Origin of the sequence: Pseudomonas syringae group sp. J254-4 (genome assembly GCF_032586855.1) — a bacterium.
GTDB classification, from domain to species: domain Bacteria; phylum Pseudomonadota; class Gammaproteobacteria; order Pseudomonadales; family Pseudomonadaceae; genus Aquipseudomonas; species Aquipseudomonas amygdali.
Map to the genome: position 1 here is coordinate 53,969 of NZ_JAWHOO010000023.1, position 24,174 is coordinate 78,142.

General features: G+C 58.0%; 24 protein-coding genes. 9 read left to right on the forward strand and 15 right to left on the reverse strand.

The features are described 5' to 3' along the window. Positions 1–3: 3 nt before the first annotated feature. From flgH to RYB09_RS22340, 3 genes are all read right to left on the reverse strand, one after another. Positions 4–717, reverse strand: a complete 714-nt coding sequence (gene flgH, locus RYB09_RS22330; RefSeq protein WP_003370084.1) for a flagellar basal body L-ring protein FlgH — start codon at positions 715–717, stop codon at positions 4–6. Positions 718–801: 84 nt separating this feature from the next. Further along, a complete protein-coding gene (flgG, locus tag RYB09_RS22335) occupies positions 802–1,590 on the reverse strand; it encodes a flagellar basal-body rod protein FlgG (protein WP_058401319.1) in 789 nt (262 codons plus the stop codon). 46 nt (positions 1,591–1,636) lie between these two features. Then, positions 1,637–2,377 carry a flagellar basal body rod protein FlgF gene (locus tag RYB09_RS22340; RefSeq protein ID WP_058401318.1) on the reverse strand — a complete coding sequence of 247 codons (741 nt, stop codon included), beginning with the start codon at positions 2,375–2,377 and terminating at the stop codon, positions 1,637–1,639. A gap of 283 nt (positions 2,378–2,660) precedes the next feature. Here RYB09_RS22340 and RYB09_RS22345 point away from each other — a divergent pair, with 283 nt between their 5' ends. Then, positions 2,661–2,852, forward strand: a complete 192-nt coding sequence (locus RYB09_RS22345; RefSeq protein ID WP_005754776.1) for a hypothetical protein — start codon at positions 2,661–2,663, stop codon at positions 2,850–2,852. Here the strand turns inward: RYB09_RS22345 and RYB09_RS22350 are convergent, their stop codons facing one another. The 7 genes from RYB09_RS22350 to cynS all read right to left on the reverse strand — a co-directional run bounded on the left by RYB09_RS22350 (position 2,853) and on the right by cynS (position 8,941). After that, the gene (locus tag RYB09_RS22350; RefSeq protein WP_316890264.1) at positions 2,853–4,613 is read right to left on the reverse strand and encodes a flagellar hook protein FlgE; all 1,761 of its coding nucleotides are present in this window, start codon (positions 4,611–4,613) and stop codon (positions 2,853–2,855) included. It lies immediately after the preceding gene. Between the two features lie 192 nt (positions 4,614–4,805). Continuing rightward, positions 4,806–6,131 carry a flagellar hook protein FlgE gene (flgE, locus tag RYB09_RS22355; RefSeq protein ID WP_054078063.1) on the reverse strand — a complete coding sequence of 442 codons (1,326 nt, stop codon included), beginning with the start codon at positions 6,129–6,131 and terminating at the stop codon, positions 4,806–4,808. Positions 6,132–6,156: 25 nt separating this feature from the next. Next, positions 6,157–6,843 carry a flagellar hook assembly protein FlgD gene (locus RYB09_RS22360; RefSeq protein ID WP_058401316.1) on the reverse strand — a complete coding sequence of 229 codons (687 nt, stop codon included), beginning with the start codon at positions 6,841–6,843 and terminating at the stop codon, positions 6,157–6,159. A 15-nt stretch (positions 6,844–6,858) separates the two neighbouring features. Beyond that, positions 6,859–7,299, reverse strand: coding sequence for a flagellar basal body rod protein FlgC (gene flgC, locus RYB09_RS22365; RefSeq protein WP_002554316.1), 441 nt, complete (start codon positions 7,297–7,299; stop codon positions 6,859–6,861). A 3-nt stretch (positions 7,300–7,302) separates the two neighbouring features. Continuing rightward, the gene (flgB, locus tag RYB09_RS22370; RefSeq protein WP_002554317.1) at positions 7,303–7,710 is read right to left on the reverse strand and encodes a flagellar basal body rod protein FlgB; all 408 of its coding nucleotides are present in this window, start codon (positions 7,708–7,710) and stop codon (positions 7,303–7,305) included. Positions 7,711–7,989: 279 nt separating this feature from the next. Further along, a complete protein-coding gene (locus RYB09_RS22375) occupies positions 7,990–8,463 on the reverse strand; it encodes a DUF1348 family protein (RefSeq protein WP_003370064.1) in 474 nt (157 codons plus the stop codon). Positions 8,464–8,473: 10 nt separating this feature from the next. After that, positions 8,474–8,941, reverse strand: a complete 468-nt coding sequence (cynS, locus tag RYB09_RS22380) for a cyanase (protein WP_058401314.1) — start codon at positions 8,939–8,941, stop codon at positions 8,474–8,476. Between the two features lie 73 nt (positions 8,942–9,014). Here cynS and cynR point away from each other — a divergent pair, with 73 nt between their 5' ends. Continuing rightward, complete coding sequence (gene cynR, locus RYB09_RS22385; RefSeq protein ID WP_316890267.1) at positions 9,015–9,929, forward strand: transcriptional regulator CynR; 915 nt, start codon at positions 9,015–9,017, stop codon at positions 9,927–9,929. A 92-nt stretch (positions 9,930–10,021) separates the two neighbouring features. Here the strand turns inward: cynR and cheR are convergent, their stop codons facing one another. Both cheR and RYB09_RS22395 read right to left on the reverse strand, forming a co-directional pair. Continuing rightward, on the reverse strand, positions 10,022–10,849 hold the full coding sequence (gene cheR, locus RYB09_RS22390; RefSeq protein ID WP_005744560.1) for a protein-glutamate O-methyltransferase CheR: 828 nt from the start codon (positions 10,847–10,849) through the stop codon (positions 10,022–10,024). A gap of 51 nt (positions 10,850–10,900) precedes the next feature. Next, a complete protein-coding gene (locus RYB09_RS22395; protein ID WP_002554322.1) occupies positions 10,901–11,827 on the reverse strand; it encodes a chemotaxis protein CheV in 927 nt (308 codons plus the stop codon). 78 nt (positions 11,828–11,905) lie between these two features. On the opposite strand from RYB09_RS22395, the gene flgA reads away from it, so the two are divergent. The 4 genes from flgA to RYB09_RS22415 all read left to right on the forward strand — a co-directional run bounded on the left by flgA (position 11,906) and on the right by RYB09_RS22415 (position 14,486). Continuing rightward, positions 11,906–12,664, forward strand: coding sequence for a flagellar basal body P-ring formation chaperone FlgA (gene flgA / locus RYB09_RS22400; RefSeq protein ID WP_002554323.1), 759 nt, complete (start codon positions 11,906–11,908; stop codon positions 12,662–12,664). A 161-nt stretch (positions 12,665–12,825) separates the two neighbouring features. Continuing rightward, positions 12,826–13,140, forward strand: a complete 315-nt coding sequence (flgM, locus tag RYB09_RS22405) for a flagellar biosynthesis anti-sigma factor FlgM (RefSeq protein WP_058401312.1) — start codon at positions 12,826–12,828, stop codon at positions 13,138–13,140. A gap of 49 nt (positions 13,141–13,189) precedes the next feature. Next, complete coding sequence (locus tag RYB09_RS22410; protein ID WP_058401311.1) at positions 13,190–13,657, forward strand: flagella synthesis protein FlgN; 468 nt, start codon at positions 13,190–13,192, stop codon at positions 13,655–13,657. 82 nt (positions 13,658–13,739) lie between these two features. Next, on the forward strand, positions 13,740–14,486 hold the full coding sequence (locus RYB09_RS22415; RefSeq protein ID WP_004658708.1) for a flagellar brake protein: 747 nt from the start codon (positions 13,740–13,742) through the stop codon (positions 14,484–14,486). Positions 14,487–14,564: 78 nt separating this feature from the next. On the opposite strand, the gene RYB09_RS22420 is transcribed toward RYB09_RS22415, so the two are convergent. Beyond that, positions 14,565–15,974, reverse strand: coding sequence for an MFS transporter (locus RYB09_RS22420; protein ID WP_004664422.1), 1,410 nt, complete (start codon positions 15,972–15,974; stop codon positions 14,565–14,567). 54 nt (positions 15,975–16,028) lie between these two features. Continuing rightward, on the reverse strand, positions 16,029–17,270 hold the full coding sequence (locus RYB09_RS22425; RefSeq protein WP_161936592.1) for a glutamine synthetase family protein: 1,242 nt from the start codon (positions 17,268–17,270) through the stop codon (positions 16,029–16,031). Between the two features lie 384 nt (positions 17,271–17,654). On the opposite strand from RYB09_RS22425, the gene vioA reads away from it, so the two are divergent. From vioA to RYB09_RS22440, 3 genes are all read left to right on the forward strand, one after another. Next, positions 17,655–18,773 (forward strand): dTDP-4-amino-4,6-dideoxy-D-glucose aminotransferase VioA, encoded by a 1,119-nt coding sequence (gene vioA / locus RYB09_RS22430; RefSeq protein ID WP_057402143.1) that lies wholly within the window; start codon positions 17,655–17,657, stop codon positions 18,771–18,773. Next, positions 18,773–19,498, forward strand: coding sequence for a class I SAM-dependent methyltransferase (locus RYB09_RS22435; protein ID WP_057402142.1), 726 nt, complete (start codon positions 18,773–18,775; stop codon positions 19,496–19,498). The genes vioA and RYB09_RS22435 overlap by 1 nt, the downstream gene beginning before the upstream one ends. 74 nt (positions 19,499–19,572) lie before the next feature. After that, on the forward strand, positions 19,573–23,094 hold the full coding sequence (locus RYB09_RS22440; RefSeq protein WP_316890272.1) for a glycosyltransferase: 3,522 nt from the start codon (positions 19,573–19,575) through the stop codon (positions 23,092–23,094). A 63-nt stretch (positions 23,095–23,157) separates the two neighbouring features. Here the strand turns inward: RYB09_RS22440 and RYB09_RS22445 are convergent, their stop codons facing one another. Continuing rightward, on the reverse strand, positions 23,158–24,174 hold the full coding sequence (locus tag RYB09_RS22445) for a ketoacyl-ACP synthase III (RefSeq protein ID WP_057455990.1): 1,017 nt from the start codon (positions 24,172–24,174) through the stop codon (positions 23,158–23,160).

The following is a 24,174-nucleotide window of genomic DNA, read 5'->3' on the forward strand; positions in this document are numbered from 1 at the left end:
CTATCAGAAAGGGAACAACGGGCTGAGGAAGAACCGGTCGAACCAGCCTGGCTGGCTGGTATCGGCAAAGGCTCCAGTCCCCGAATAGGTAATACGTGCATCGGCAATACGGGTCGACGACACAGTGTTGTCGGTGGCGATGTCATCAGCCCGAACCAGACCGGCAATACGCACCAGCTCATCACCGGTATTGAGGGTCATCCACTTCTCGCCACGCACCGCAAGAATGCCGTTGGGCAACACATCCGCCACGGTCACAGTGACCGAACCGGTCAGGCTGTTGCTCTGTGCGGCCTTGCCATCGCCCTTGGTAGTACGGGCGCCGTTGTAGCCCGCGTTAAGGCTCAGGTCATTGCCACCAATCGGGTTGTTGGTAGTCAGGCCCGAACCGAACAGCGAGGTCAGACCAATACTGTTGGTACTGTCCTTGGTCATCGCCGAAGTGGCCGCCTTGCTGGCTGCCATACGCTCGGAAAGCGTGATGGTGATGATGTCGCCGATACGGAAAGCCTTGCGGTCGCCGTACAGGTTCTGCTCGAAACCGGCTTGATAGATGGCACCATTGTTGGCAGCGGCCGACATGGGTGTACGCGGCAACACCGGAGCGTAATAAGGGTCATTGGGCTTGGCCGTCGGCGCAACGCAGCCAGACAGCAGGGTGATCCCGCACAATGAAGCGATCAACACTGAAAAACGCGGAACACTAAGGCGGTTCATGACACTTGAAACCTCGCGGTGTAACAGGCGCTTATCAGGCGCCCCATCGGATTGAGCAGTTTTACGAGCGGCAACATCAAACACTTACAGGTTCTGAGTCAGGTTCTGCAGCATCTGGTCGGCGGTCGAGATCACTTTGGAGTTCATCTCGTAAGCACGCTGGGTGGTGATCATGTTGACCAGTTCCTCAACGGTGCTGACGTTGGAGTTTTCCAGAGTGTTCTGCAGGGTCGGACCCAGACCGTTGAGGCCAGGCGTGCCGATCTGCGGCGCGCCGCTTGAACCGGTTTCCAGATAAAGGTTGCCGCCGATGGCCTGCAGGCCGGCCGGGTTGATGAAGTCAGCGGTCTGGATGTTGCCGATGATCTGCGGTGTGGCGGTTGCACCGGCCAGCGTGACGGAAACAGTACCGTCCTGTCCGACAGTGAAGGTCTGGGCGTTCTGTGGAACGACAATCGCAGGCTCAAGGGCGTAGCCGTTGGCAGTCACGATCTGGCCGTTGGCGTTCAGGTGAAAAGTACCGTCGCGGCTGTAGGCAACAGTGCCGTCCGGCTGGGTCACCTGGAAGAAACCACGACCGTTTACCGCCAGGTCCAGCGGGTTGTTGGTGGTCTGCAGGCTACCGGCCGTGAAGTTCTTCTGCGTGCCGACGATGCGCACACCGGTACCCAGTTGCAGACCGGATGGCAGCTCGCTGTCCTGAGTGGACTGGGCACCCGGCTGGCGTTTGATCTGGTAGAGCAGGTCCTGGAACTCGGCACGATCACTCTTGAAACCTGTGGTCGAAACGTTCGCCAGGTTGTTGGAGATGGTGGTCAGGTTGGTGTCCTGAGCGGCAAGGCCGGTTTTAGCGACGTATAGTGCAGGAAGCATGTGTGTTCTCCTCAAGCGCCGGTTTGTCGGCGCAAGCTGTCATTGATTAGCCAAGTTGCAAGACGCGAGCCATAGACTGATCGTCTTCTTCGGCGGTCTTCATCATCTTGACGTGCAATTCGAATTGACGGGACAAGGCCAGTACCGAGGTCATTTCCTCGACCGCATTGACGTTGCTCGCCTGCAGAAAGCCGGACTCGACCTGAACGGTGGCATCGGCAGCAGCAGGCTGGCCGCTCTTGGTGTGGATCAGGCCATCGGGGCCTTTTTCCATGGTCTTGAGGTCAGGCTTGACCAGCTTGATCCGGTCGACCTGCGCCATCACCTGCGGGCTTTCGCCCAGTGAGCGAATGCTGATCGTGCCGTCGGCACCGATCTCGATCTGCTGCTGAGGCGGCACGGCAATCGGACCGCCATTGCCCATTACCGGCAAACCGCTGCCGTCGCGCAACACACCGAGGGCATCGATGTTCATGCCGGAACTGCGGGTATAGGCTTCGCCACCGTCGGGAGTCTGCACTGCAATCCAGCCATCACCCTTGACGGCGATGTCCAGTTCACGGCCGGTCTCAACCATGGCGCCGGAGGAAAAGTCGGTCCCCGGACGTTCGCTCATCGCATAGGCACGCGACGGCATGACCTCGCCAAACACCGGCATCGAGCGGGCCTGTTCAAGGTCACGCATGAAACCGTTGGTTGATACGTTTGCCAGGTTGTTGGCGTGAGCCTTCTGCGCGATCGCGTTTTCGGATGCACCGCTCATTGCGACGTAAAGCAACTTGTCCACAGTCTTCCTCCTCCGACAGACGCTTGCCGCCTGTAGCTGTTCTGAAAGGGTTAAAGCAATTTTTGAACCAACTTGTCAGGCTCGATACAAATGCCTGATTAACCAGCAAAAACCGGCATTCGATGATGCCCTTCGGGCAAAGCGCCACCCAATAGCGGCGGAGGACTGCCGCCTGCCGATCATCAAGCAGCGAGCACCGCCAAAAAAACTTCATTGGTATGGGCTGACAAGCGGATCGACAGTGATAATCTTGCCGACACCGCAGCCCTGAACGGGAACCCTCATGCTTTTTCGTGCATGCATTGCCGGCATCGCCAGCGCGAGCCTGATGACCCTCGCCCTCCTCGCCCAGGCCGCCCCCGCTCACTATTACAAATGGCAGGGCGACAGCCGGATTGTCTGCGCCCAGACCAGCCCCGGGCCTGGCTGGACACGGCTGAAAGGTCACTTCATCAAATCCGACTGCTCAATCTGATCAGGTCGACTGAATCAGCGTCTGCATCACGGTCGCCTCTGTCGATATGGCTTTGGAGTTGGCCTGATAAGCCGTCTGCGCCTGGATGAGAGCAATCAGCTCATCAGCCAGGACGACATTGGACCCCTCCAGCCCGTCGCCAATGAGGCTGCCCAGCGTGCCGACGCCCGGCACATCGTAATCGGCAACGCCAGAGTCGGCGGATTCGGTCCAGCGCGTATCACTGCGCGCCTGCAACCCCTGCGGATTGGCGAAGCTGGCGAGTATCACCTGACCGATATTCTTGTTCATGCCATTGGTAAACCCGGCACGCAGGATGCCATCGCGCCCCACGCTCAGGCTGCTCAACTGCCCCGCCGCATGGCCATCAACATGCGTGGAAGAACGCGAACTGGCGGCGTTGTGCTGCAGCAGGTTGGTGAAGTCGATCGTAATGCCCTTCGCACTGCCAGCCGCACCGTTGGGTACCCATTTTTCTGGCCCTGTGACCCGCTCGGCAGGCATGGCCGGTGTCCAGCCGGTCAATTGCAGACCATTGTTATGGGTACTCGCAAAACCGGGGCCGCCGGTCAACGACTGTACCCAGCCGCCAGAATCAAACACGATGTTCGCCGTCAGCGGGTCGGTGGAGTCAGGCATCTGCGGGTTGCGACCATCAATCAGCGCATGAATGCGCCAGCTGTTGGTGCCGTCCTTCACGAAATACTGCTTCAGCTCGTGCTGATTGCCCTGACTGTCGAAAATCGCATTGGCAAACATATCGCTGTAGGTCTTCAGGTCCGATGGATCAAACGCCGGAACCGGGCGATTCATCAACGCATCACCAGGGTCAAGCATGCTGGTCGATCCATCCTTCAACGGCAGCGACACTGTGCCGCCGCTGGCAGCGCCGTTACTGACCCAGGCACCATCGACCTCTTCAGCCGGCCGCCAGCCTTGCAGGGCAAATTCGGTATCCGAGATTTTACGAAGGTGCTGGCTATTGCCGCTGTATGACAGCGATCCGTTTGGTCTTTGCTCAAGGGTGACATGCAACGGTGCCACGCTGTTCGGGTCCACCGGATTACGCCCATCGATCAGTACATACATGGACCACTGACTGTCGCCGGTCTTGACGAAATACTGCTTGAGCTCATGATCCGCCGCGGGCACCGCAGTGGCACCCGCTCCAGACCCCGCGTCCTGAATGGTACGGCCAACGGCCCGCGTGTAGGTCGCAGGATCGGCCGGGTCGAAGACCGGCAAGCGCGCGAGCGAAGGCAGCGAGGCGTCCAGGTTGATGTTCTCGGCAACCCGCGTGGTGGCTCTGGCCGATACATTCGATGTGTCAATCTGCAAGTCGGTACGCAACCCACGCTTGATCTCGCCCTGCTCGTTTGCCGCATAGCCCTGCAATCGTCCACCCTCGCTGTCGACGACGAAGTTCGCCGCATCCTTGAGGAACGCTCCGGCACGGGTATAGGCAAGAGACCCACCGTCACTCACCACAAAAAAGCCGTTGCCCTGAATACGCATGTCGAGCGGATTACCCGACGTGGTCATGCTTTCGCCCTGATTGAAGTTCTGCTGTGTTGAAGCAAGGCGTACGCCATCACCTATAGCATTGCGACCACTGCCCAACTGGCTGGCTGAATACAGCGCCGAGAACTGCGCACGCGAGGACTTGAACCCGATGGTGCCGGAGTTGGCAATATTGTTACCGGCCACCTCCAGCCTTTTGTTCGCAGCATGAATGCCGCTGATCGCGGTATTGAACGACATGAAAACTCCTTCGCCCCAAAGGGCAACTCATAGAGGAGTTTTGATTCTCACATCATCGCGCGTAGGAGATTTCCAAGTACATTGACCGAACTTTCCGCAAGTTTAATTAAACTCGAACGTGCATCACTTTATAAAAAACAAGCAAAAAAAAAAGCCCCTTCAAAAAGGGGCTTTATTTAACGCTATACACTATCAAGTCATCTGAATAGTGGTTTGCATAATGGTGCTTTGAGTGGAGATGGTCTTGGCGTTCGCCTGGTAGTTGCTCTGCGCCTTGATCAGGTTGACCAGCTCCATGGTCAGATCGACGTTGGACTCTTCCAGCGCCTGACCAGTGATGTAGCCGAGGGTACCCGATTGCGGCGTGCCGCTGACCGGTACGCCGGAAGCGAAGGTTTCACGCCAGTTGGTGCCACCTGCCTGCGCCAGGCCTTGCACGTTGGCAAAGTTGGTCAGCGAGGTCTGCCCGATCACCTGGGATTTGCCGTTGGTGTAGGTCGCGAACAGGTTACCGGTTGCATCAACGCTCATTGCGCTGAGCTGGCCAGTGGCGTAGCCGTCCTGGTCCTGAGTGATCAGGCCCGAGACCGACGCGGTCTGGGTGATGCCGGCCATGTTCAGTTTGATGGAGGCACCTGTAGCGCCGTTCGCGCCCCAGCTGGTGGTCGTGCCGGTGCCGGACTGCACACCTGGTACCCAGTTGGCGACAGTGAAGGTGCCATCAGTGTTGAACTTGATGTTCGCACTGTCGGTTGGTACGGCGCCCGGCGCTGCGACAACCAGATTACCCGATGAGTCGAATGTCAGGTCGTTCTTGTCGGCCGTAGTGGTGGTCGGGTCGGAAATGCTGCGACCGTCCATCAGCGAGTACATGGACCAGGTGTTGGTGCCGGTCTTGACGAAATACTGATCCAGCGTGTGCGCGTTACCCTGAGTGTCGTAGGTCGGCGTGCTGTACTTCATGTTGTACGACTTGGTGTCAGTCGCATCAAACGTGGTGAGGGACGGCAAGGCAGTCGTCGAATTCAGGTTGGCAACGTTGGTAATGGCGGTAGTTGCCTTGGGCTGGAGATTGGACGAGTCCACGCGCAGGTCGCTCAATGCACCGGTCACCACACTGCCGTTGGCATCGACGTTGTAACCCTGCAACTTCATGCCGCCGCTGTTGACGACGTAGCCTTCCTTGTCGGTGTGGAATGCACCGGCACGGGTGTACAGCTTCTCGCCGTTATTGCTGAGCATGAAGAAACCGTTGCCGTTGATGGCAAGGTCGAGGCTGTTGGCAGTACCGGTAGTCAGGTTGCCCTGCGAGAACTGCTGGGAAACCGCTGCGGTTGTTACGCCGCTGCCCACATTGGTCTGGCCGGAAGTGCCGCGAATCGATTGGGCGTACTGGTCAGCAAACTCCGCACGCGAAGACTTGAAGCCGGTGGTCGCAACGTTGGCAATGTTGTTGCCGGTAACGTCGAGACTCTTGTTTGCAGCATAGAGCCCACTAAGGCCGATATTGAAAGACATGTTTCACTCCTGCGCCTGGTAGGCTCTACAATCCGATGGTTTGAACTTTGGACAGGGCAACACTGCCGCTGGCCAGGTTGAGCATTGTTTCTGCACCATTCACACCCAACGTAACGCTGTTGACCGTGGCAGGCAGGTAAGTCGAAAGCTGTGTGTTCTTGCCGTCAACCGAGCCTTCAGCCTTGAAGGTGTAGTTGCCCGACGCAAGCGCTGTACCGTCGCCGTCCGTACCGTCCCAGGCAAAACTGGTGGTGCCGACTTTCTGCGCGCCCAGCTCGACGGTGTCGACCAGGTTCGATTGCGAATCGTAAACCTTGATACTTGTCGCGGTAGTGGCGCTCGGAATAACGATCGAACCGGTCATACCCTTGGTGGTATCCACGGTGGTGGAGCTCGAATCGATGATCACCGAGCGACCCACCAACGACGATGCCTGCAACGCCTGGGACGACTTGTAACTGGTTGCAATCGTGTCAACCGTCGACGTCAGGTTCTGCATGCTTTCAAGGCTGCTGAACTGCGCCAGTTGGGCCACGAACTGAGTGTTGTCCTGTGGGTCCAGCGGGTTCTGGTTCTTCATCTGCGTCACGAGCAGCTGCAGGAACGCGTCCTTGCCCAGCGTACCGGTGGAATTCGTCGCGGTCGGCGTCGGATTCTGCAGTGTGTTCAAGAACGTCGATGAGACGCTGCTTGCTGTGGTGTTATCGGCCATAACGTTCGCCTTCTATCACTGACCGAGGGTCAGAACCTTCTGCATCATGGATTTAGCGGTGTTCATGATTTCGGCGTTGGTCTGGAAAGACCGGCTGGCAGAAATCATGTCGGCCATTTCTTCCACGACATTGACGTTGGGGTAGTAGACATACCCGTCCTTGTCAGCGGAAGGATGATTGGGCTCGTAACGTGCTTCCAGGTTCGAGCTGTCTTCGATGATGCCGTTGACCTGAACGCCCTGCCCGGCTTCGCCCTGATCCTGGAACAGCGAACCGCCTGTGGACTGCTGACCCTGCATCACGGTGGCAAACACCGGGTGACGGGCGCGGTAGGTCTGGTCCATGCTCGAAGACACGGTCTCGGCGTTGGCGATGTTACTGGCCGTAGTGTTCAGACGCGTGGTCTGGGCACTCATGGCGCTACCGGCAATGTTGAACACATTGGCTAGTGACATGAATTATTCTCCGCGAAGGGCTGCAACCAGCCCTTTGAACTTGCTGTTGAGCAATGTGAAGCTGGCTTGAAAGCCCATGGCGTTCTCGGTGTAGCTGGCCTGCTCGACCTGGGAATCGACGGTGTTCTGGTCCAGCGAAGGCTGCGACGGGGTGCGATACAGCAGCGTCCCGTCATCATTGCCCATGCCTTCGGCTTCGATATGGCGGCTGTTGGTCTTGTTCAGCGCGAAATGACCGTTCTGCACCTTGTCGTTTTCGGCAGCCAGCACCGACGAGAAGTCCAGATCGCGAGCCTTGAAGTTCGGGGTATCGGCGTTGGAGATGTTGTTGGCCAACACCTCTGCACGCTGAGCCCGGAAGTTCAGAGCCTTTTCATGTATGCCTAGCGCTTTATCGAAGCTGATGCTCATTTCGGGAAACCTTTGCCGGTTGACCTGATTCTGTTGTTACTGACAAAGCAATCGGCGTGCCATGTTGTAAAAGCCAATGTTTGCAGGGCCCGCAGGCGGCGGCGAGGCGGCGATGCCAGAAAAGCGGCAAGGCATTTCCGCTGTGGGAGGAGAAAGCGGCAAGCGGGGTGCCGTTTTTTTGCCAGTGTCGACTTGCCGCCTGACAATGGCGGCACTTCCTCATTGCCTCATTCGGACGCCCAATAAAAAAGAGACCCGAAGGTCTCTTTGACGACTGAATCAGAGGCCAAGCTCACTTAACCCAGGGTGGTCATCAGGTCGCCGCCCCAGTGGCCAATGGTATTTGCGCTCGGACTCGGCGATCGGCAAATCGTTGATGCAGGCAAAGCGCCGCTGCATGAGGCCGTTTGCAGCGAACTCCCAGTTTTCGTTGCCATACGAACGGAACCAGTTGCCAGAGTCGTCATGCCATTCATAGGCATAGCGCACGGCTATGCGGTTATCCGTGAATGCCCAGAGCTCCTTGATAAGCCGGTAGTCCAGTTCCTTGCGCCACTTGCGTTCCAGAAAGGCCTGAGCCTCTGCGCGGCCATTGATGAACTCACTGCGGTTACGCCAGTAGGTGTCTTCGGTGTAGGCCAGGGCAACTTTCGCCGCATCGCGAGAGTTCCAGCCATCCTCGGCGCCACGGACTTTCTGGACAGCCGTCTCCAGGGTAAAGGGTGGAAATGGCGGTCTTCCTTTATCACTCATCTCAGCGTCCTCAGAACGGTTTATAGGGCAGAAATTTTCCATCAAGGGTGATCACGGCTCGCTCGCCCCCTTCCGGATCTTCGACTTTCTTGATGTCGAGCTTGAAGTTGATTGCGCTGATGATGCCGTCGCCGAACTGCTCATGCACCAATGCCTTCAGCGTTGTGCCGTAGACCTGAACCATTTCGTGGAAGCGATAGATCGTCGGGTCACTGGAAACGTCTTCGACATTGCCGCGCAACGGGATGGTTTGCAGTTCGGCGACCGCGCCCCTGTCCAGCCCGAGACGCTCGGCGACTACCTCGGCCACCGCTTCCGGCAATGGGTGCTGACCGAGCAATGCAGCCGTGACATACACCACGCTCAACCCCGTACCTTCTGCAAGCCCTGCCCACGTCAGGTTCTTTGCGGTCTTGGCCTGCAGCACACGTTCAGTCAGATTCTGGCGCGGCGCTCTGGAAATGTTGCTGTGCGGCATAGGTAAACCTCCGGAATGAAATCACATCAATCACAGCATCGGTAACTATCACCATAAGATCCAAGACTGATTTATGATCATCGCCATAATCCTGCCTTATGGTGATGCCGTGCTGTTACGCCATATACGTTATTTGCTGGCAGTCGCCGACCATGGCAATTTCACCCGGGCGGCCGAGGCCCTGCATGTCTCGCAACCGGCGTTGTCGCAACAGATCAGGCAGCTGGAAAGCAGCCTGGGTGTGCAACTGTTCGACCGCACCCGCCGCAGCGTCGTGCCGACCGATGCTGGCCGCGTGTATCTGGACCACGCGCGTCGCTGCCTGCTTGAGCTGGAGGCCGGGAAGCGTGCGCTCAACGATGTCAGCGATCTGTCACGCGGACAATTGCGCCTCGGCGTCACGCCAACCTTCAGTGAATACCTGATAGCGCCGTTGATCGACCGCTTCAGCGCGCTGTATCCCGGCGTAACAATCATCCTCACGGAGCTGCCTCTGGAGCAGATCACCGAGGCATTGATCAGTGACGCGCTCGATCTGGCCATCGGTTTTGCCGGCAGTCATGCCGTCGAGATCGACAGCCAGCCTCTGTTCGATGAGCAACTGTGCCTGGTCATGGCCAAACCTGCCCCCGATAAGCAGCAGACCGCTCTGACACTTGAGGACCTGCAAACGCTTCGCTTTGCCTTGCTCGCCCCCGGATTCGCCACTCGCCAGCTGCTGGATGCCTGGTGCCAGACGCAGAATTTCAAGCCTGCGGTCAACCTGGAGGCGAACTCGATCGCCATTTTGCTCAAGGTTGTTGCCCAGGGGCGTATGGCAACCATTCTTCCCGATGCCATCGTTCGCGAGCAGCACGGGTTGCGCAAAGTTCAGACGATCCCTGCCCTGCCTGGGCGAACGGTTGCGCTGCTGCGGCGTAAAAACGGCTACCAGAGCGCCGCCGCCAACGCTTTTGCCAAACTGGTGAGTAACAGTACGCAAACATGAACCGATGGTCAGACGATCGAAGCTGTTCTCAGCCGCGCACAAAAAAAGAGACCCGAAGGTCTCTTTTTTTATCGCAGGCAACTGACAGACCGTCACTTGGCCTTATAGATGATCCCGGGGCTGCACTGAACCATCTGATAGTGATCCGGCAAACCATTGAGCGCTTCGGAAGCCCCCAGAAACAGGTAACCGCCTGGCTTGAGCGTACCGTGGATGCGCAGCAGGATGTCCTTCTTCACTTCAGCGGAGAAGTAGATGAGTACGTTGCGGCAGAACACGATGTCGAACTTGCCCAGCGAGGCGTAGCTGTCGAGCAGGTTGAACGAGCGGAACTCCACACGGCTCTTGATCGGCGTCTTGACGACCCAGCGACCCGGACTTTTTACATCAAAGAAACGCTGCAGACGATCCGGCGACAAGCCGCGGCCGATAGCCAGGCTGTCGTACTCGCCAGTCTTGCAGTTGTTGAGCATTGCACCAGACAAATCGGTGGCAACAATCTGCACGCCCGATTTGAGCTGGCCCTGATTGGCGCGCTCGAACTCATCGATCGACATCGACAGTGAGTACGGTTCCTGGCCCGATGAGCAGGCCGCCGACCAGATGCGCAGTCGCTGACCAGGGCTGGCCTTGATCTGCTCGGGCAGCACTTTGTTCTTCAGCACTTCGAACGGATAGGTATCGCGAAACCACAGGGTTTCGTTGGTGGTCATCGCATCGACAACCTGTTCGCGCAACCCACTGCGCGGCTGGGTCTGGATGCGCTGAACCAACTCGCCAAGCGACTTGATGCTTTGCTGCTCCATCAGTTTGTTGAGGCGGCTGGACACCAGATACTGCTTGTTTTCCCCAAGCAAGATGCCACAGGCTTTTTCCAGAAATACCCGGAACTGATCAAAATCCAAATTACCCGTAGACAAGGTGCCGCCTCTCAAATCATGTGAATCACCGGGGACGACGCCCCCGGCTGGTTATTCTGCTGCCTTGATCCGCGCAACAACCCTGGCCGCAAGATCATCAGGCCGGAATTTCGCGAGAAAATCATCAGCGCCGACTTTCTTGACCATCGCCTGGTTGAATACCCCGGACAGAGAGGTATGCAAGGTGATGTGCATCTTCTGCATACGCGGGTCATTACGTATCGCAGCTGTAAGGGTATAGCCATCCATCTCCGGCATTTCAATGTCGGAGATCATCATCAGGAACTCTTCTTCCGGTTTTTTACCCTCTTCGACCATTTTGCGCAGGTAATCCAGCGCTTGACGGCCATCGTTCAGGGCAACCACTTCCACACCGACGGTTTCCAGGCAGCGGCTGACCTGCTTGCGGGCCACCGACGAGTCATCGACCGTCAGCACACGCAGCGAAATTGCCTTGTGCTGAACCTCGGCATCGATCACACCGACCGACACTTCTTCGGAAATAGGTGCGACTTCGGCAAGAATCTTCTCGACGTCGATAATTTCCACCAACTGATTATCAACCCGGGTAACTGCGGTCAGGTAATGATCGCGCCCGGTACCTTTGGGTGGTGGATGAATCTCTTCCCAGTTCATGTTGACGATGCGTTCTACAGAATGCACCAGAAAACCCTGAACCTTGGTGTTGTACTCGGTAATGATGACGAAGGAATTGACCAGCGAAATCATGCCCGTGGAACCCGTCGCCATCGCCAGATCCATGATCGGGATCGTACCGCCACGAATATTGGCCACACCCCGGACGATCTTGCTCGATTTGGGCATGATGGTGAGTTTCGGGCATTGCAGTACTTCTTTTACCTTGAAGACGTTGATCCCGTAGAGCTGCTTGCCGTCGAGACGGAACAAGAGCAGCTCCAGGCGATTCTGACCCACCAGCTGAGTTCGCTGGTTTACCGAATCCATTACACCTGCCATGCCGAACCCCCTTACCAAAATGACCGCCGCCCAGACACCAGATCAACAAGCGGCACGGGCTTTGCTATTTATTACCTCATGAACGCAAAGACGACAATTTCTCGACACCTCGCATTAGAAACCCGCAGGCTTCTGTGCGCAATCGCTCTGCTGTGCCTTTGTGGCACGGTGAGCCTTGCTCGCGCAGAGAATTTCACACTGCCTGAACAGCTTATCGGCGTCACCCAAGGGTTTCTTGAGTTCACAGTAGAAGACTATTTGGCAACCAACCAGATTGACGGGCGTCATGACATACAGGTCAAGCAGCTCGACCCGCGTTTACGGATGGGTGCCTGTGACAAGGATTTGACAGCCACACTGGAAAGCCCGCGCCCGGTCGGCCGGGTTACGGTGCGGGTACGCTGCGAAGGTTCTTCGCCCTGGACAGTATTTGTGCCAGCCCAGGTGCTGCTGTATCGCAACGTTGTAACCGTGATGCGCCCGCTGAAACGCGATGCCATCGTTACTGAAGAAGACGTTGCGCTGCGTGAGCGCGACGTGAGCAGCCTGGGCCAGGGATTCCTGGCCTCTCTTGATCAGGCCGTCGGTCAAAAGGTTGTCCGACAAATGGTCATCGACCAGGTCGTCACCCCGGTGGCACTGGAACAGCCACAAATGATTCACAAGGGCGACCAGGTGGTCATCATCGCCCGCAGCGGTTCGCTGGCGGTGCGCATGCCCGGCGAAGCGATGTCCGACGGAGGTTTCAACGAACAGATACGGGTGAAAAACCTTAATTCCCAGCGGGTGATCAAAGCGAATGTCACCGGCCCAGGGCAGGTGGAAGTGGCCATGTAATGCATTGATGCTGGCGCACAGGGTGTGTTTTTTTTAGACTGCGGGGAATATCCGACGGTGAAAAGCGTCTATTGGGAAGCTTTCTCACAATCGGCCTAAAGTTTGATAGGGGTTGGCCGAAAACAAGGCAAGCGTCCAAACACCCAGAGGTTTTTTCAATCATGGTCATAGATTTCAGTCGCCTTAACAATTCACAGTCTGTTGCCGGTACATCACGTACCAGCGCCAGCAAAGACACCGTCAAAACCGATGCGCCAGCCCCTGCAGCCACCGCAGGTGTCAAAAGCACCGGGGAAACTTTTTCTTTGAGCAGTGAGGCTCAACAGTTGCAGAAAATCACGGACAAGCTGACCGATCTGCCAACCGTCAATAGTGCTCGCGTTGCCGAGCTCAAGCAGGCCATCGCCGACGGTAGTTACACAGTGGACAGCAACCGTGTCGCCAGCAAACTGTTGAATTTCGAAACCCAACGCTAAGCCAAGGCTGGCGCTGGATATTCTGGACGCTTAAAAACCAGAGCATGCGATGCAAGACACTACTTTGTTGCAGATGATCACTGACGACATGGTTTCGGCCCGACAGCTTCTAGAGCTGCTGCAGGCCGAATCCCTGATTCTTCACGGCCGCGACATGGGCGAGATGGAGCAGGTGCTGGCGCAGAAACAGGCGCTGGTCATTCTTCTCGATCAACATGGGCGCAAACGTAGCCAAGTGCTTGCGGGCACGGGGCTGCCAGCCAATCGCAGTGGTCTCCAGCAACTGGCCAGCCAGTCGGATGTCGGCGAGCAATTGCTGATGGCCGGTGACGAACTGAATGCGTTGATCAATGAATGCCAGACGCTGAACGAGCAGAATGGTAGTCTGATCCAGCTGCAACAGATCAGCACGGCTCATCAGCTTCGCATACTGAACGGCGGTGAGACGCCCACGCTCTATGACAGTCGCGGATCAACTGCGCTTAGAGCAAAACCACGCCCTCTGAGTCAGGCGTAACTTCCTGTATCAAGGTTTCGTGCGTAGTGGCAGAATGCCTGTTGTTGCGTTGCCGTAGTATTTTGCCTGGAGATTCAAGAACGTGAATGGCTCAAGCGCGGACGATGCTCCGCAGCCCCCGAAGGTCCTCAACACACCTTTGGAAATTGCCGCTAACCTGCGGTTGCTACTCGAGAGTCATGATCCTCTGATCATTACCTTCCATGAGCGTGCCCAACGCTTTCAGAGCTACCTGCTTGAAGTCGACCGTGACAGCAACGTCATGGCGCTCGACGAAATGATCCCCCGTGATGGCGAACGCTTTTTAAGTAATGGCGAGTCTTTCCGCGTCGAAGGTTTTCACGACGGCGTGCGTATCGCCTGGGAAAGCTCGTCTCAGATGGAGATTGTCGATACCGACGGGCAGCGCCTGTACCGCGGACCGCTGCCTGAAGAAGTGATTTACCACCAGCGGCGCAACGCATTTCGTGCAGCGCTGAAGCTGGCACAGCTGGTCGACATCGAGATCGGCGGCGACCGTTTGAAATCCCCTCTGACCGGCAAACTGCTGGACATCTCTGCAACCGGTTGCAAACTGCGCTTTGAAGGCGATGTGTCCGAGCGCATGCAGTTGGGCCAGGTATACGAACGCTTTATTGCGAAGTTGCCATTCGGAGCAATGACAGCCCCGGTCGAGCTGCGTTATCTGCACTTCGAGGAAAGATTCCACACCACCTTTGCCGGCGTGCGCTTCCACAACATGAGTGGGCTTGTGCAGCGTCAGGTAGAGCGTTTCGTCTATCAGTTGCAGCGTGAAGCTCGCCGCTTCGACAAAGACGACGACTTCTGATCCCCGCTTCTGCTTGCTGGTGATTGCGGCAACCTGCCGCAATCACACCGTAATCCCCTGCTCTGCCCCCCGCTACACTCAAGCCTTCCAGGTCTCGCTTTCACGCTCGCGTTCGTGCTCTTCAGCTTCGGCTGTTTCCGTGCCCGCGACCGGCTCGGCCTGTGCCTCGGTTTCTGCGTCGGCGTCGGCCACCACCTCAGACTCAGGTTCGGACTCCGGCTCGACGGTGGTCTGCATCTGCTCCTGAACCACCTGCTCATCGACACGCGGGTCCAGTGCAACCACCAGCGGCGAGCTGGACATGCTGTCCGGCATCGCGACGTGATGCAGCGGTGCGTTTTCGACCTGATGCAAATGGGTAACGGCCTTGGGTCTGATCAGCAGCACCAGAATCACCCCGGCACCACAGACGAACGCATACAGCATGTGGCCGCCAAACAGCTTCATGACCACGCCGGCAGCCAACGGGCCGATACTCGCGCCGATGCCATAGGTCATCAGCAACATGGCCGTCAGCGACACCCGGCGTTCGGCCTCGACGTGGTCATTGGCAAATGCCACCGCCAGTGGATAGAGGCAGAACTGCATCAGCGAGGCGAGAAAGCCGACGCCGAACAGGACTTCGACCGGCACACTCGGAAACACCGCCAGCGGCAATGACGCCACCACCAGTGCAGCGGCAAAGATGCGCATCAGTACGGATCGGTCATAGCGGTCGGACAGCAGCCCCAATGGCCACTGCACCAGAAACCCGGCCAGAATGCAGCAGCCCATGAACAGACCGACCTGCTCGGTGGACAGCCCCTGTTCGGCGGCGTAAACCGGTGCCAGACCGTAGAACGAACCGATGATCAGCCCGGCACCCAACACCGCCGTCAGCGACTGCGGCACACGCTTCATGAAGAAGAGCGGCTCCAGCGGTGCCGGGTGCAACGGTGCGGGGTGAATTGCCCGGGTCATGGCGACCGGCACAAGACACAGCGCGAAGCACAATGCCACCAGCATCAGCAGCTCAGGGCCCAGTTGCGGGTGGACCACCAGTACCAGTTGCCCCAGCACCAGGCCCAGATAGGACGCAATCATGTAACCGCTGAACACCATGCCGCGCTGTTTCGCGGCGGCCTGCTCGTTCAGCCAGCTCTCGATGACCATGTATTGGCACATCATGCCCAGACCGACAATCACCCGCAGTACCAGCCAGGCGGGCAACCAGCTGATCAGGCCATGCCCTAGCACCGCAGCACCGACGATACCGGCGCAGGTGGCATAGGCCCGAATATGACCGACACGGCCGATCAGACGGTGACCGATCTTGCCCCCCAGGACCAGACCGAAATAGTTGGCGGCCATCAGCGCACCGACCCACAGACTGTCGACCTGGTCGGCCGCCAGGCGCAGGGCCAGATAAGTGCTCAGCAGACCTGAGCCGATCAACATCATCAACGAGGCAAAATAAAGCGCTCGAAAGGACTTCCAGATTTGGCGCATCAACTTTCCAAAAATAGGGAGTCGCCCGACCGGGCGAGCCCAACACTGCGATTCTTAAACCTGAGCAGCCAGAACGCGCCGTTCCCAGGGGGTTATCTCGTCAAAAAAACTGGTCAGTTCCAGGGTCTTCGACGCGATGTAGCCTTCGATGAATTCATGACCAAACAGTTCCTTGGCCAACTGACTGCTTTTCAGACGCTCCAGAGCGGCGTGCAGGGTACACGGCAATGACAATTCTTCCGGCACCTCAATCTCGCCTTGCATGGGCGGGGTGGGTTCCAGCTTTTGCTCGATGCCATGCAGCCCGGCCGCCAGGCTTGCGGCGATGGCCAGATAAGGATTGGCGTCGGCGCCTGGCAAACGGTTCTCCACCCTTCGAGCCGCCGCTGCACTCGACGGGATGCGCAGGCCGGCTGCGCGATTGTCGTAGGACCAGCAGGCGTTATTGGGCGAAGCATAGGGTTGGCACAGGCGCTGATAGGAATTCACATTGGGCGCGAACAGCGCGGTGAAGTCAGCCATGCAGACCTGCTGACCCGCGATAAAGTGACGAAACGTGTCAGTCGGCTGGCCATCTGCGTCACTGAAGACGTTTACCCCGGAGTCTATTGCCACCACGCTCTGATGAAGATGCATCGAACTGCCCGCCGTGTGCGCGAGCGGCTTGGCCATGCAGACCACAATAAGCCCGTGCTTGAGCGCGACTTCCTTGAGCAGGTGCTTGAACAGAAAGGTCTGGTCGGCGAGCAGCAGCGGGTCGCCATGCAGCAGGTTGATCTCGAACTGGCTGACGCCCATTTCGTGCATCACCGTGTCCCGCGGCAGGCCCAACGCCGCCATGCAGGCGTATACCTCGGCGAAAAAAGGCCGCAAGCCATTGTTCGAGCTGATACTGAACGCTGAATGCCCCTGCTCGCGTCGTCCGTCCAGCCCTGTCGGCGGCACGAACGGATACAGCGGCTCGGGGTTGGGCGCGAAGACAAAGAACTCGAGTTCAGTGGCCACAACCGGGGCCAGCCCACGTGCGGCATAGCGGGCAATGACGGCCTTGAGCTGGCTGCGCGTCGAGAGCATGCAACGCTCGCCGCTCAACTCCTCCGCATCGCAGATGGCCAGGGCGCGCGGTTGCTCGCTCCAGGGCAGACGATGGACCTGCTGCGGATCGCTGAGCAGCGCGAGGTCGCCATCATCGCTACCGTAAAACCGTGACGGCGGGTACCCGCCCATGATGCATTGCAGCAACACACCCCGCGCAAGCTGCAATCGCCTGCCCTGCAGAAAACCGGCAGCGGTCATCACCTTGCCGCGTGGCACGCCGTTCAGGTCCGGGGTCACACACTCCACTTCATCAATGCCCATCAGCAGCTGTGCCAGCGGATGGGGGTCATTGCGTGTCATGGTTCATTCCTTTGTCGTGGGCCAGGCCGCTCGGCGGCAACCCGTACAAAATACGCAGCGGGCGTTCGGGATATCAAGCACTGAAACACCTTCGTGAGAAGGATCACTACCCGACCTCTACCTGATCCGGCAAAAGCGGTCTTGGCCGGGTTCTTGCTGTGTACCCCGGTCACAACAGTTCGACTGTCATTTTTATGTCAATGGCAACGCCTTTGCCGGAAGCCCTTGAAGCAGATGCCCTTTCGAACAGCAATCGGATAAAACACGAGCAGAGAACCCTCCATGAGCGCACCGATTCCAGTAACTCGTCCTCTGTTACCGCCTCTGGAGGAGTTCATTCCCTACCTCGAACACATATGGGAAAGCCGCCAGCTCACCAATGGCGGTCCGTTTCACCAGCAGCTTGAAAAGGAGCTGGCCGAGTACCTGGGCGTGCAGCATCTCTCGCTGTTTTCCAATGGCACGCTGGCGCTGATGACCGCCATTCAGGCGCTGCGCATCAAGGGCGAAGTCATCACCACGCCCTACTCGTTCGTGGCAACCGCCCATTCGCTGCTCTGGAACAGCCTGACGCCGGTGTTTGTCGACATCGACCCGGGTACTTATAACCTGGACCCGGAGCGCATTGAAGAAGCCATCACTCCGGCTACCACGGCGATCATGCCCGTACACTGCTACGGCATCCCGTGTGACGTCGACCGCATTCAGCAGATCGCCGATCGCTATGGCTTGAAGGTCATCTACGATGCCGCCCATGCGTTCGGTGTCCAGCATCGCGGGCAAAGCCTGCTGAATCACGGGGATCTGTCGGTGCTGAGCTTTCACGCCACCAAGGTGTTCAACACCTTCGAAGGCGGGGCCATCATCAGTCCGGATGCCAAGACCAAGCAACGCATCGATTACCTGAAGAACTTCGGCTTTGCTGACGAAGTGACCGTAGTCGCGCCGGGAATCAACGGCAAGATGAGTGAGATCAACGCTGCGTTCGGTCTGCTTCAGTTGAAGTACATCGACGAAGCGCTCTTGAAACGGCAACGTATCGATGAACGCTATCGCGATGCGCTGGCAACGGTGCCGGGGCTGAAAATTCTCTGGAAAAGCACCGAAAAACACAATTACTCGTACTTCCCGGTGCTGGTCACCGAAGACTTCGCGATTTCCCGCGATGACCTTTATCAGCGGTTCCGCGACCACAACATCCTGGCGCGCCGTTACTTTTACCCGCTCATTTCCACATTCCCGATGTACCGGGGCCTTGACTCGGCAAAACCCGATCGCCTGCGTGTCGCGACCGGTCTGTCCAGTCAGATCCTGTGCCTGCCGATCTACGACAGCCTGACGGATGAAGCCTTCGACAGCATCATTGATGTGATCGTCAAAGCCAGTAAAGAGAACTGCTAATGCGAACGTGCCCGGTCTGCTCCTGTCGTTTCCCGAACTTCTATCCGCTGGGTAGAAGCCATCTGGAAATCCTCCACCGCCTGAACGTCCACTACTGCATCGAAGACTTCGAAACCCTTAACGTCGGGCAATACAGCTGCCCCGAATGCATGGCGTCGGACCGCGACCGGCTTTACGCGCTGTTTGCCATGAACATGCTCGACAACCCGCCGGGCAAACCGTTGCGTATCCTCGATATCGCGCCAGCAGTGGTGCTCTCGAAGTTTCTGCGCAGCCTGCCCAACGCCCGATATCGCTCGGCCGACCTGTTCTCGCCGCTGGCTGATGACGTGGTCGATATCATGGACATGCACATGTATGCCGACGAGTCCTTCGATTTCATCGTGTGCTCGCACGTACTTGAGCACGTACCTGATGACCGCAAGGCCATGTCCGAGCTGTTTCGGGTACTGGCCAAAGGCGGCTCTGCCATCCTGATGGTGCCGATTCTGCTGACCGCCACCGAAACCGAAGAAGACCCGGACGAGCCAAGCGTCGATGAGCGCTGGGCGCGCTTCGGCCAGGACGATCATGTGCGGATGTATGCCAGGCAAGACTTCCAGTCCCGTTTGACGCAGGCCGGTTTCGACGTGAAGGCCCTCGGCTCGCAGGCATTCGGTGAAGGCGTCTTCAAGCAGCACGGCATTACGGAACAGTCGGTTTTGTATATAGGCCAAAAAAGCTGACGACAACTGCAGATCATGGACGCCGACTGCGTTGCCCGGTTGGTTTTTAAAACTTTTTCAAAAGTGGTATTGCGATGAGTTCTTCACGCCTGGTCAGTATTGTCATCCCCGCTTACAAACCGGCTTTCTTCGAAGCAGCGCTTGCCAGCGCGCTGCGCCAGAACCACGACGACATCGAGATCATCATTACCGACGACTGCCGTGACGATGGCATCAAGGCTATTGTCGAAAAGCTCAGCCCGGACAGCCGCTGGCCCATTCACTATTTCAAAAACGCAACGCCGCTGGGCGAACCTCACAACATCGCACACGCCATAGCGCGTGCGCAGGGTGAGTACATCAAGTTTCTCTACGACGATGACATCCTTCTCCCGGACTGCGTGCGCCTGATGTTCGATGTCATGCACGACAGCCCTGATATCAAAGTGGTGTCCGCGACCAGAAAGAGGATCGACGCCAACGGCACTCTGCTGGCAGACAACCTCTACACGGCCTACCCATTCGGCAAAAACGTCGTTCTGGACGGTCCGGAGCTGGTGTCCTTTCTGGCCAGTCACCCGATCAACTTCGTCGGCGAGCCCAGTGCAGTCATGTGTCGTCGCGAAGACCTGCTGGTATTCGGGCAGGACATCATGTCTCTGCAACAGGTGCTGATCTGGGGGCTGGGTGATTTGGCCATGTACGCAAAGCTCTTGCGTCATGGCAACCTGGCGATGCTCGCCCGCCCGCTGTCCTATTTTCGGGTGTCGGATCAGCAGAGCAGCGAGGCATTCAGAAAAGACCCGACCCTGCCTCGCGAAGGTCACGCCAACTTCAGGCGTATTCCCACAGAGCTGGGCTGGGTAAGGCCTGACGAGCTCAATGGCAAGGTCAAGGTTGCTCCGCTGTCACAACGCGACAATATTCAGGAAATGGACCTGCTGGCCTACTTCGACAGAAGGCCTGAAGCTACTGTTCGAAATACCCGTGTCGCTGGCTGGCTCGGTCAGCGCAGACCTACGCCAGCCCAGCATGCGTTGCTCAACGAGCACCTGCAACAACACAACGGCGGCCCTGCTATTGCTATTGTCGTGTCGGATTTCAATCAGCAGCCCGAGAGCGTGCTGAGCACGCTGCAAAGCCTGGCGTCCGACGCGCCGCTGCTCGACAAGCTCAAGGTGTTTGTCCTTGCCGACTACGACCGGGATCAGCAGACGCCGCTGCAAGCGCAACTGCCCTGGCGGGATGCCAGCGTGGAAAACCGTGCGACGGTCATCAACGCGCTGATGCAGGAAAACGATCAAGCGTGGTGGATCCTGGTCGACGCTGGCACGACGTTCACCTCGAGCGGCCTGCTGTGCGCCGTCATGAAAATGATCGAAACGCCCGAAGCCTGCGCAGTGTTCGGCGACGAAGTGACCCTGCATGCGCAGGCAGGCGCGCATCTGGCCTTTCGCCCGGACTTCAGCCTGGATTACCTGCTGACCTGCCCGGCGGCAACCAGCCGCAACTGGCTGTTCAATCGTGAAAAAGCTCTGGAGGTGGGCGGCTTCGACCCAGCACACGCGCAGGCCATTGAACTCGACCTGATCCTGCGCATGATCGAGGGTCCGGGCTATACCGAATTTGCGCACTCTTGCGAGCCGATGATCATCTCGCCCTTATGGCAGGCACAGGAGAACTACGATCAGGCGCGCACCGTGCAACGGCATCTGCACGTGCGTGGCTACGCAGGCAGTAAGGTGCATGCGCTGGAGTCGGGACTTTACCGGATCGATTACGGCCATGCCGATCAGCCTCTGGTCTCCATTCTCGTTACCTCGCAGGATCAGCTCGAAACGCTGCTGCCCTGCGTAGAGAGCATTCTGGAAAACACGACGTATCCGCACTATGAAATTCTGATCTGCGACAACAACAGCCAGTCGGCACAGACCACGCAATGGCTGGCGACCATCGAGTCGATGCAGTCGGAACGGATCCGCATCGTCCGCCATGAACAGGCACTGAGCCCCTCGGCGCTGCTCAACTCCGCAGCAGAACACGCGCTGGGCGACTATCTTGTGATGCTCGACAGCCACGCCCTGATCATCCAGCAGGACTGGCTCAACCACCTGCTCAACCACGCACTGCGCCCTGAAGTGGGCGTTGTCGGCGCGAAACTCATTTCGACGGATGGCAATGTCGTGCAGGCCGGCATCATCATAGGCCTCAACGGCACCGCTGCGACTGTCACTGCCAGCGACATCGCAGGGTCTGCGAGCGATGCGCAACGTCTGGAAACAGACCAGAACTACAGCGCGGTCAGCGGCTCCTGCCTGATGATTCGCAAGTCCGTGCATGAAGAGGTGCAAGGCCTGGACGAACACTTGTTCCCCCTGCACTTCAATGACGTTGACCTGTGCCTGAAGGCGCGCAGCACCGGGCATCTGGTCGTCTGGACACCGCACGCCATCGTTGCGCTGCGCCCGAACAACGCACAGAGCGACGCTGAAGCACTGGATTTCGCGACGCGCGCGCTCTACCACCGCTGGCTGCATTACATGGCCTGGGACCCTGCATACAACAAGAACCTGATGCTGACTGACAGTTTCGTCGCCCAGAGCAACCCGCAGTTGAGCTGGCGGCCGTTGACCCACCGTCCACTGCCGGTGGTCCTTGCTCTGCCCTGCAATCATGCGGCTGCCGGCAATCGCATCAGCACCGCGCTGCAAAGCCTGAGCGCCGAGCGCGAGGCAGACGGCATCATCAGCCATGCGCCGCTTCCATTCGTGGAAATTGCCAGGCTCAGCCCGGATGCAGTGGTCATCCAGGGGCCGATAGATGAAAGCCTGATTGCCAGCATCAACGCGATCAAGGACCACACCAACGCCTGGGTGGCCTACGACCTGCCGCACTACCCGGCGTACGCTGAAATCGACAAGAGCGCTGCGCCACTCGCTACAGTGCAGGCTTCCCTGCGCCACGGGCTGGCGCGGGCAGATCTGATCACCGTCCCCACAACAGCACTGGCGGAGCTGCTAGAGGGCTCACACCTCAACATTCAGGTGGTTGAAACCCGACTTGCGCCTGATCCGTGGCGCAATCTGCGAAGCCAGCGCCAGACTCGTCCCAGACCTCGTGTAGGTTGGGTAGGCACGGCGACAGAAACAGGCGACCTGCTGATTCTGTCAGAAGTCATCAAGGCGCTGGCAGACCGTGTGGAGTGGGTCATCATGGGACCTTGCACGCGCTGGCTACGCCCTTACATTCATGAACTGCGTTCGCCCGTGGAGGGCACCTTGTTCCCCGAGGCGTTGGCCAGTCTGAATCTGGATCTGGTAGTGGTGCCGGCCGAGTCGAATCTGATCAACCGGAGCAAAAGCCCGGTGGCCTTGCTGGAGTTTGGTGCCTGCGGTTTTCCGGTCATTTGCAGTGATGTGCTCAGCGTGCCTGAAGACCTGCCCGTCACTCGGGTGGAAAACGAAACCAATGCCTGGGTCAGTGCCATCGAGCAACACATTGACCAGTTGGATGAGTGCGCACGCAAGGGCGATGCCTTGAGGCAGGCAGTCATCGATAACTGGATGCTTGAGGCCGATCACTTGCAAGCCTGGCGCGATGCCTGGCTGAAGGGCTGATCAGGGAAGGATTCAAACCGACAACAAGCTCTGCGTCCGGGCGGTGACGCAGAGCGATGATGTTTACCAGCGTATGACGCACGCCCCCCACGAATAGCCCACCCCGAACCCGACCGCAGCAACCCGGTCGCCCGGTTTCAGCGTACCCCGGTTCAAGGATTCCTTCAGCGCAATGGGAATGGTGCACGACACCGTATTGCCACAGTGCTGGAAGGCAGAAACGAACTTCTCGACCGGCAACTTCAAACGCCGACGCAGGGCATCCAGCATGAAGTGGTTGGCCTGATGAAACACGAACAGATCGACATCGGCTACACCCAGTTCGTCATCGAACAACGACGCGAACAACTGCGGTACGCGGGTCATGGAAAACTCGAAAATCGCCGGGCCATTCATGTACAGGTGTGCATCGGTACGCACACTGCCGCCGTCATCCTGATACTCGGCAGGCTGAAGGTTTTCCGCCGAGGGTCTTCGCGCACCGCCAATCGGGACCATCAGGTTTTCCGCCCCGGAGCCATCACTGCCATAACGAAAACGCTCCAGGAAAGGCCCGCCCTCGGTCGCGCTGAGCAGGGTCACGGCCGCGGCATCACCGAACAGGGTACGAACACTTTTATCCTGCGGATGAATGTAGCGGCTGTAGGTTTCCGCCGTCACCAGTAACACATTCCGGCATTGCCCTGACTCGATCAGCCCTTTGGCGATGCCAAGTCCGTAAATGTAGCCTGAACAGCCCTGATTGAAATCGAAGGCGGCGCAGTGGGTGGGGAGCTGCAAGCGGTGCTGCAGAATGCAGGCGGTGGCGGGCAATACATAATCCGGGCTTTGCGTGCAGTAAATCAACGCGTCTACTTCGCTGCGCTGAATATCTCCGTTGAGAAACAACTTCTCGCAGGCGCGGTACGCAAGGTCGGACGCAGTTTCATCCTTGTCGACGATACGCCGCTCGCCAATACCGGTCTTCGAGAAGATTTTCTCGACATCCCACTCGGGAAATTCGCGCGCCAGTGTTTCATTGTCTAGCGAATGAGCAGGCAGTTCATATTCTATGTTCACGATCCTGGCATGAGCGCCCAT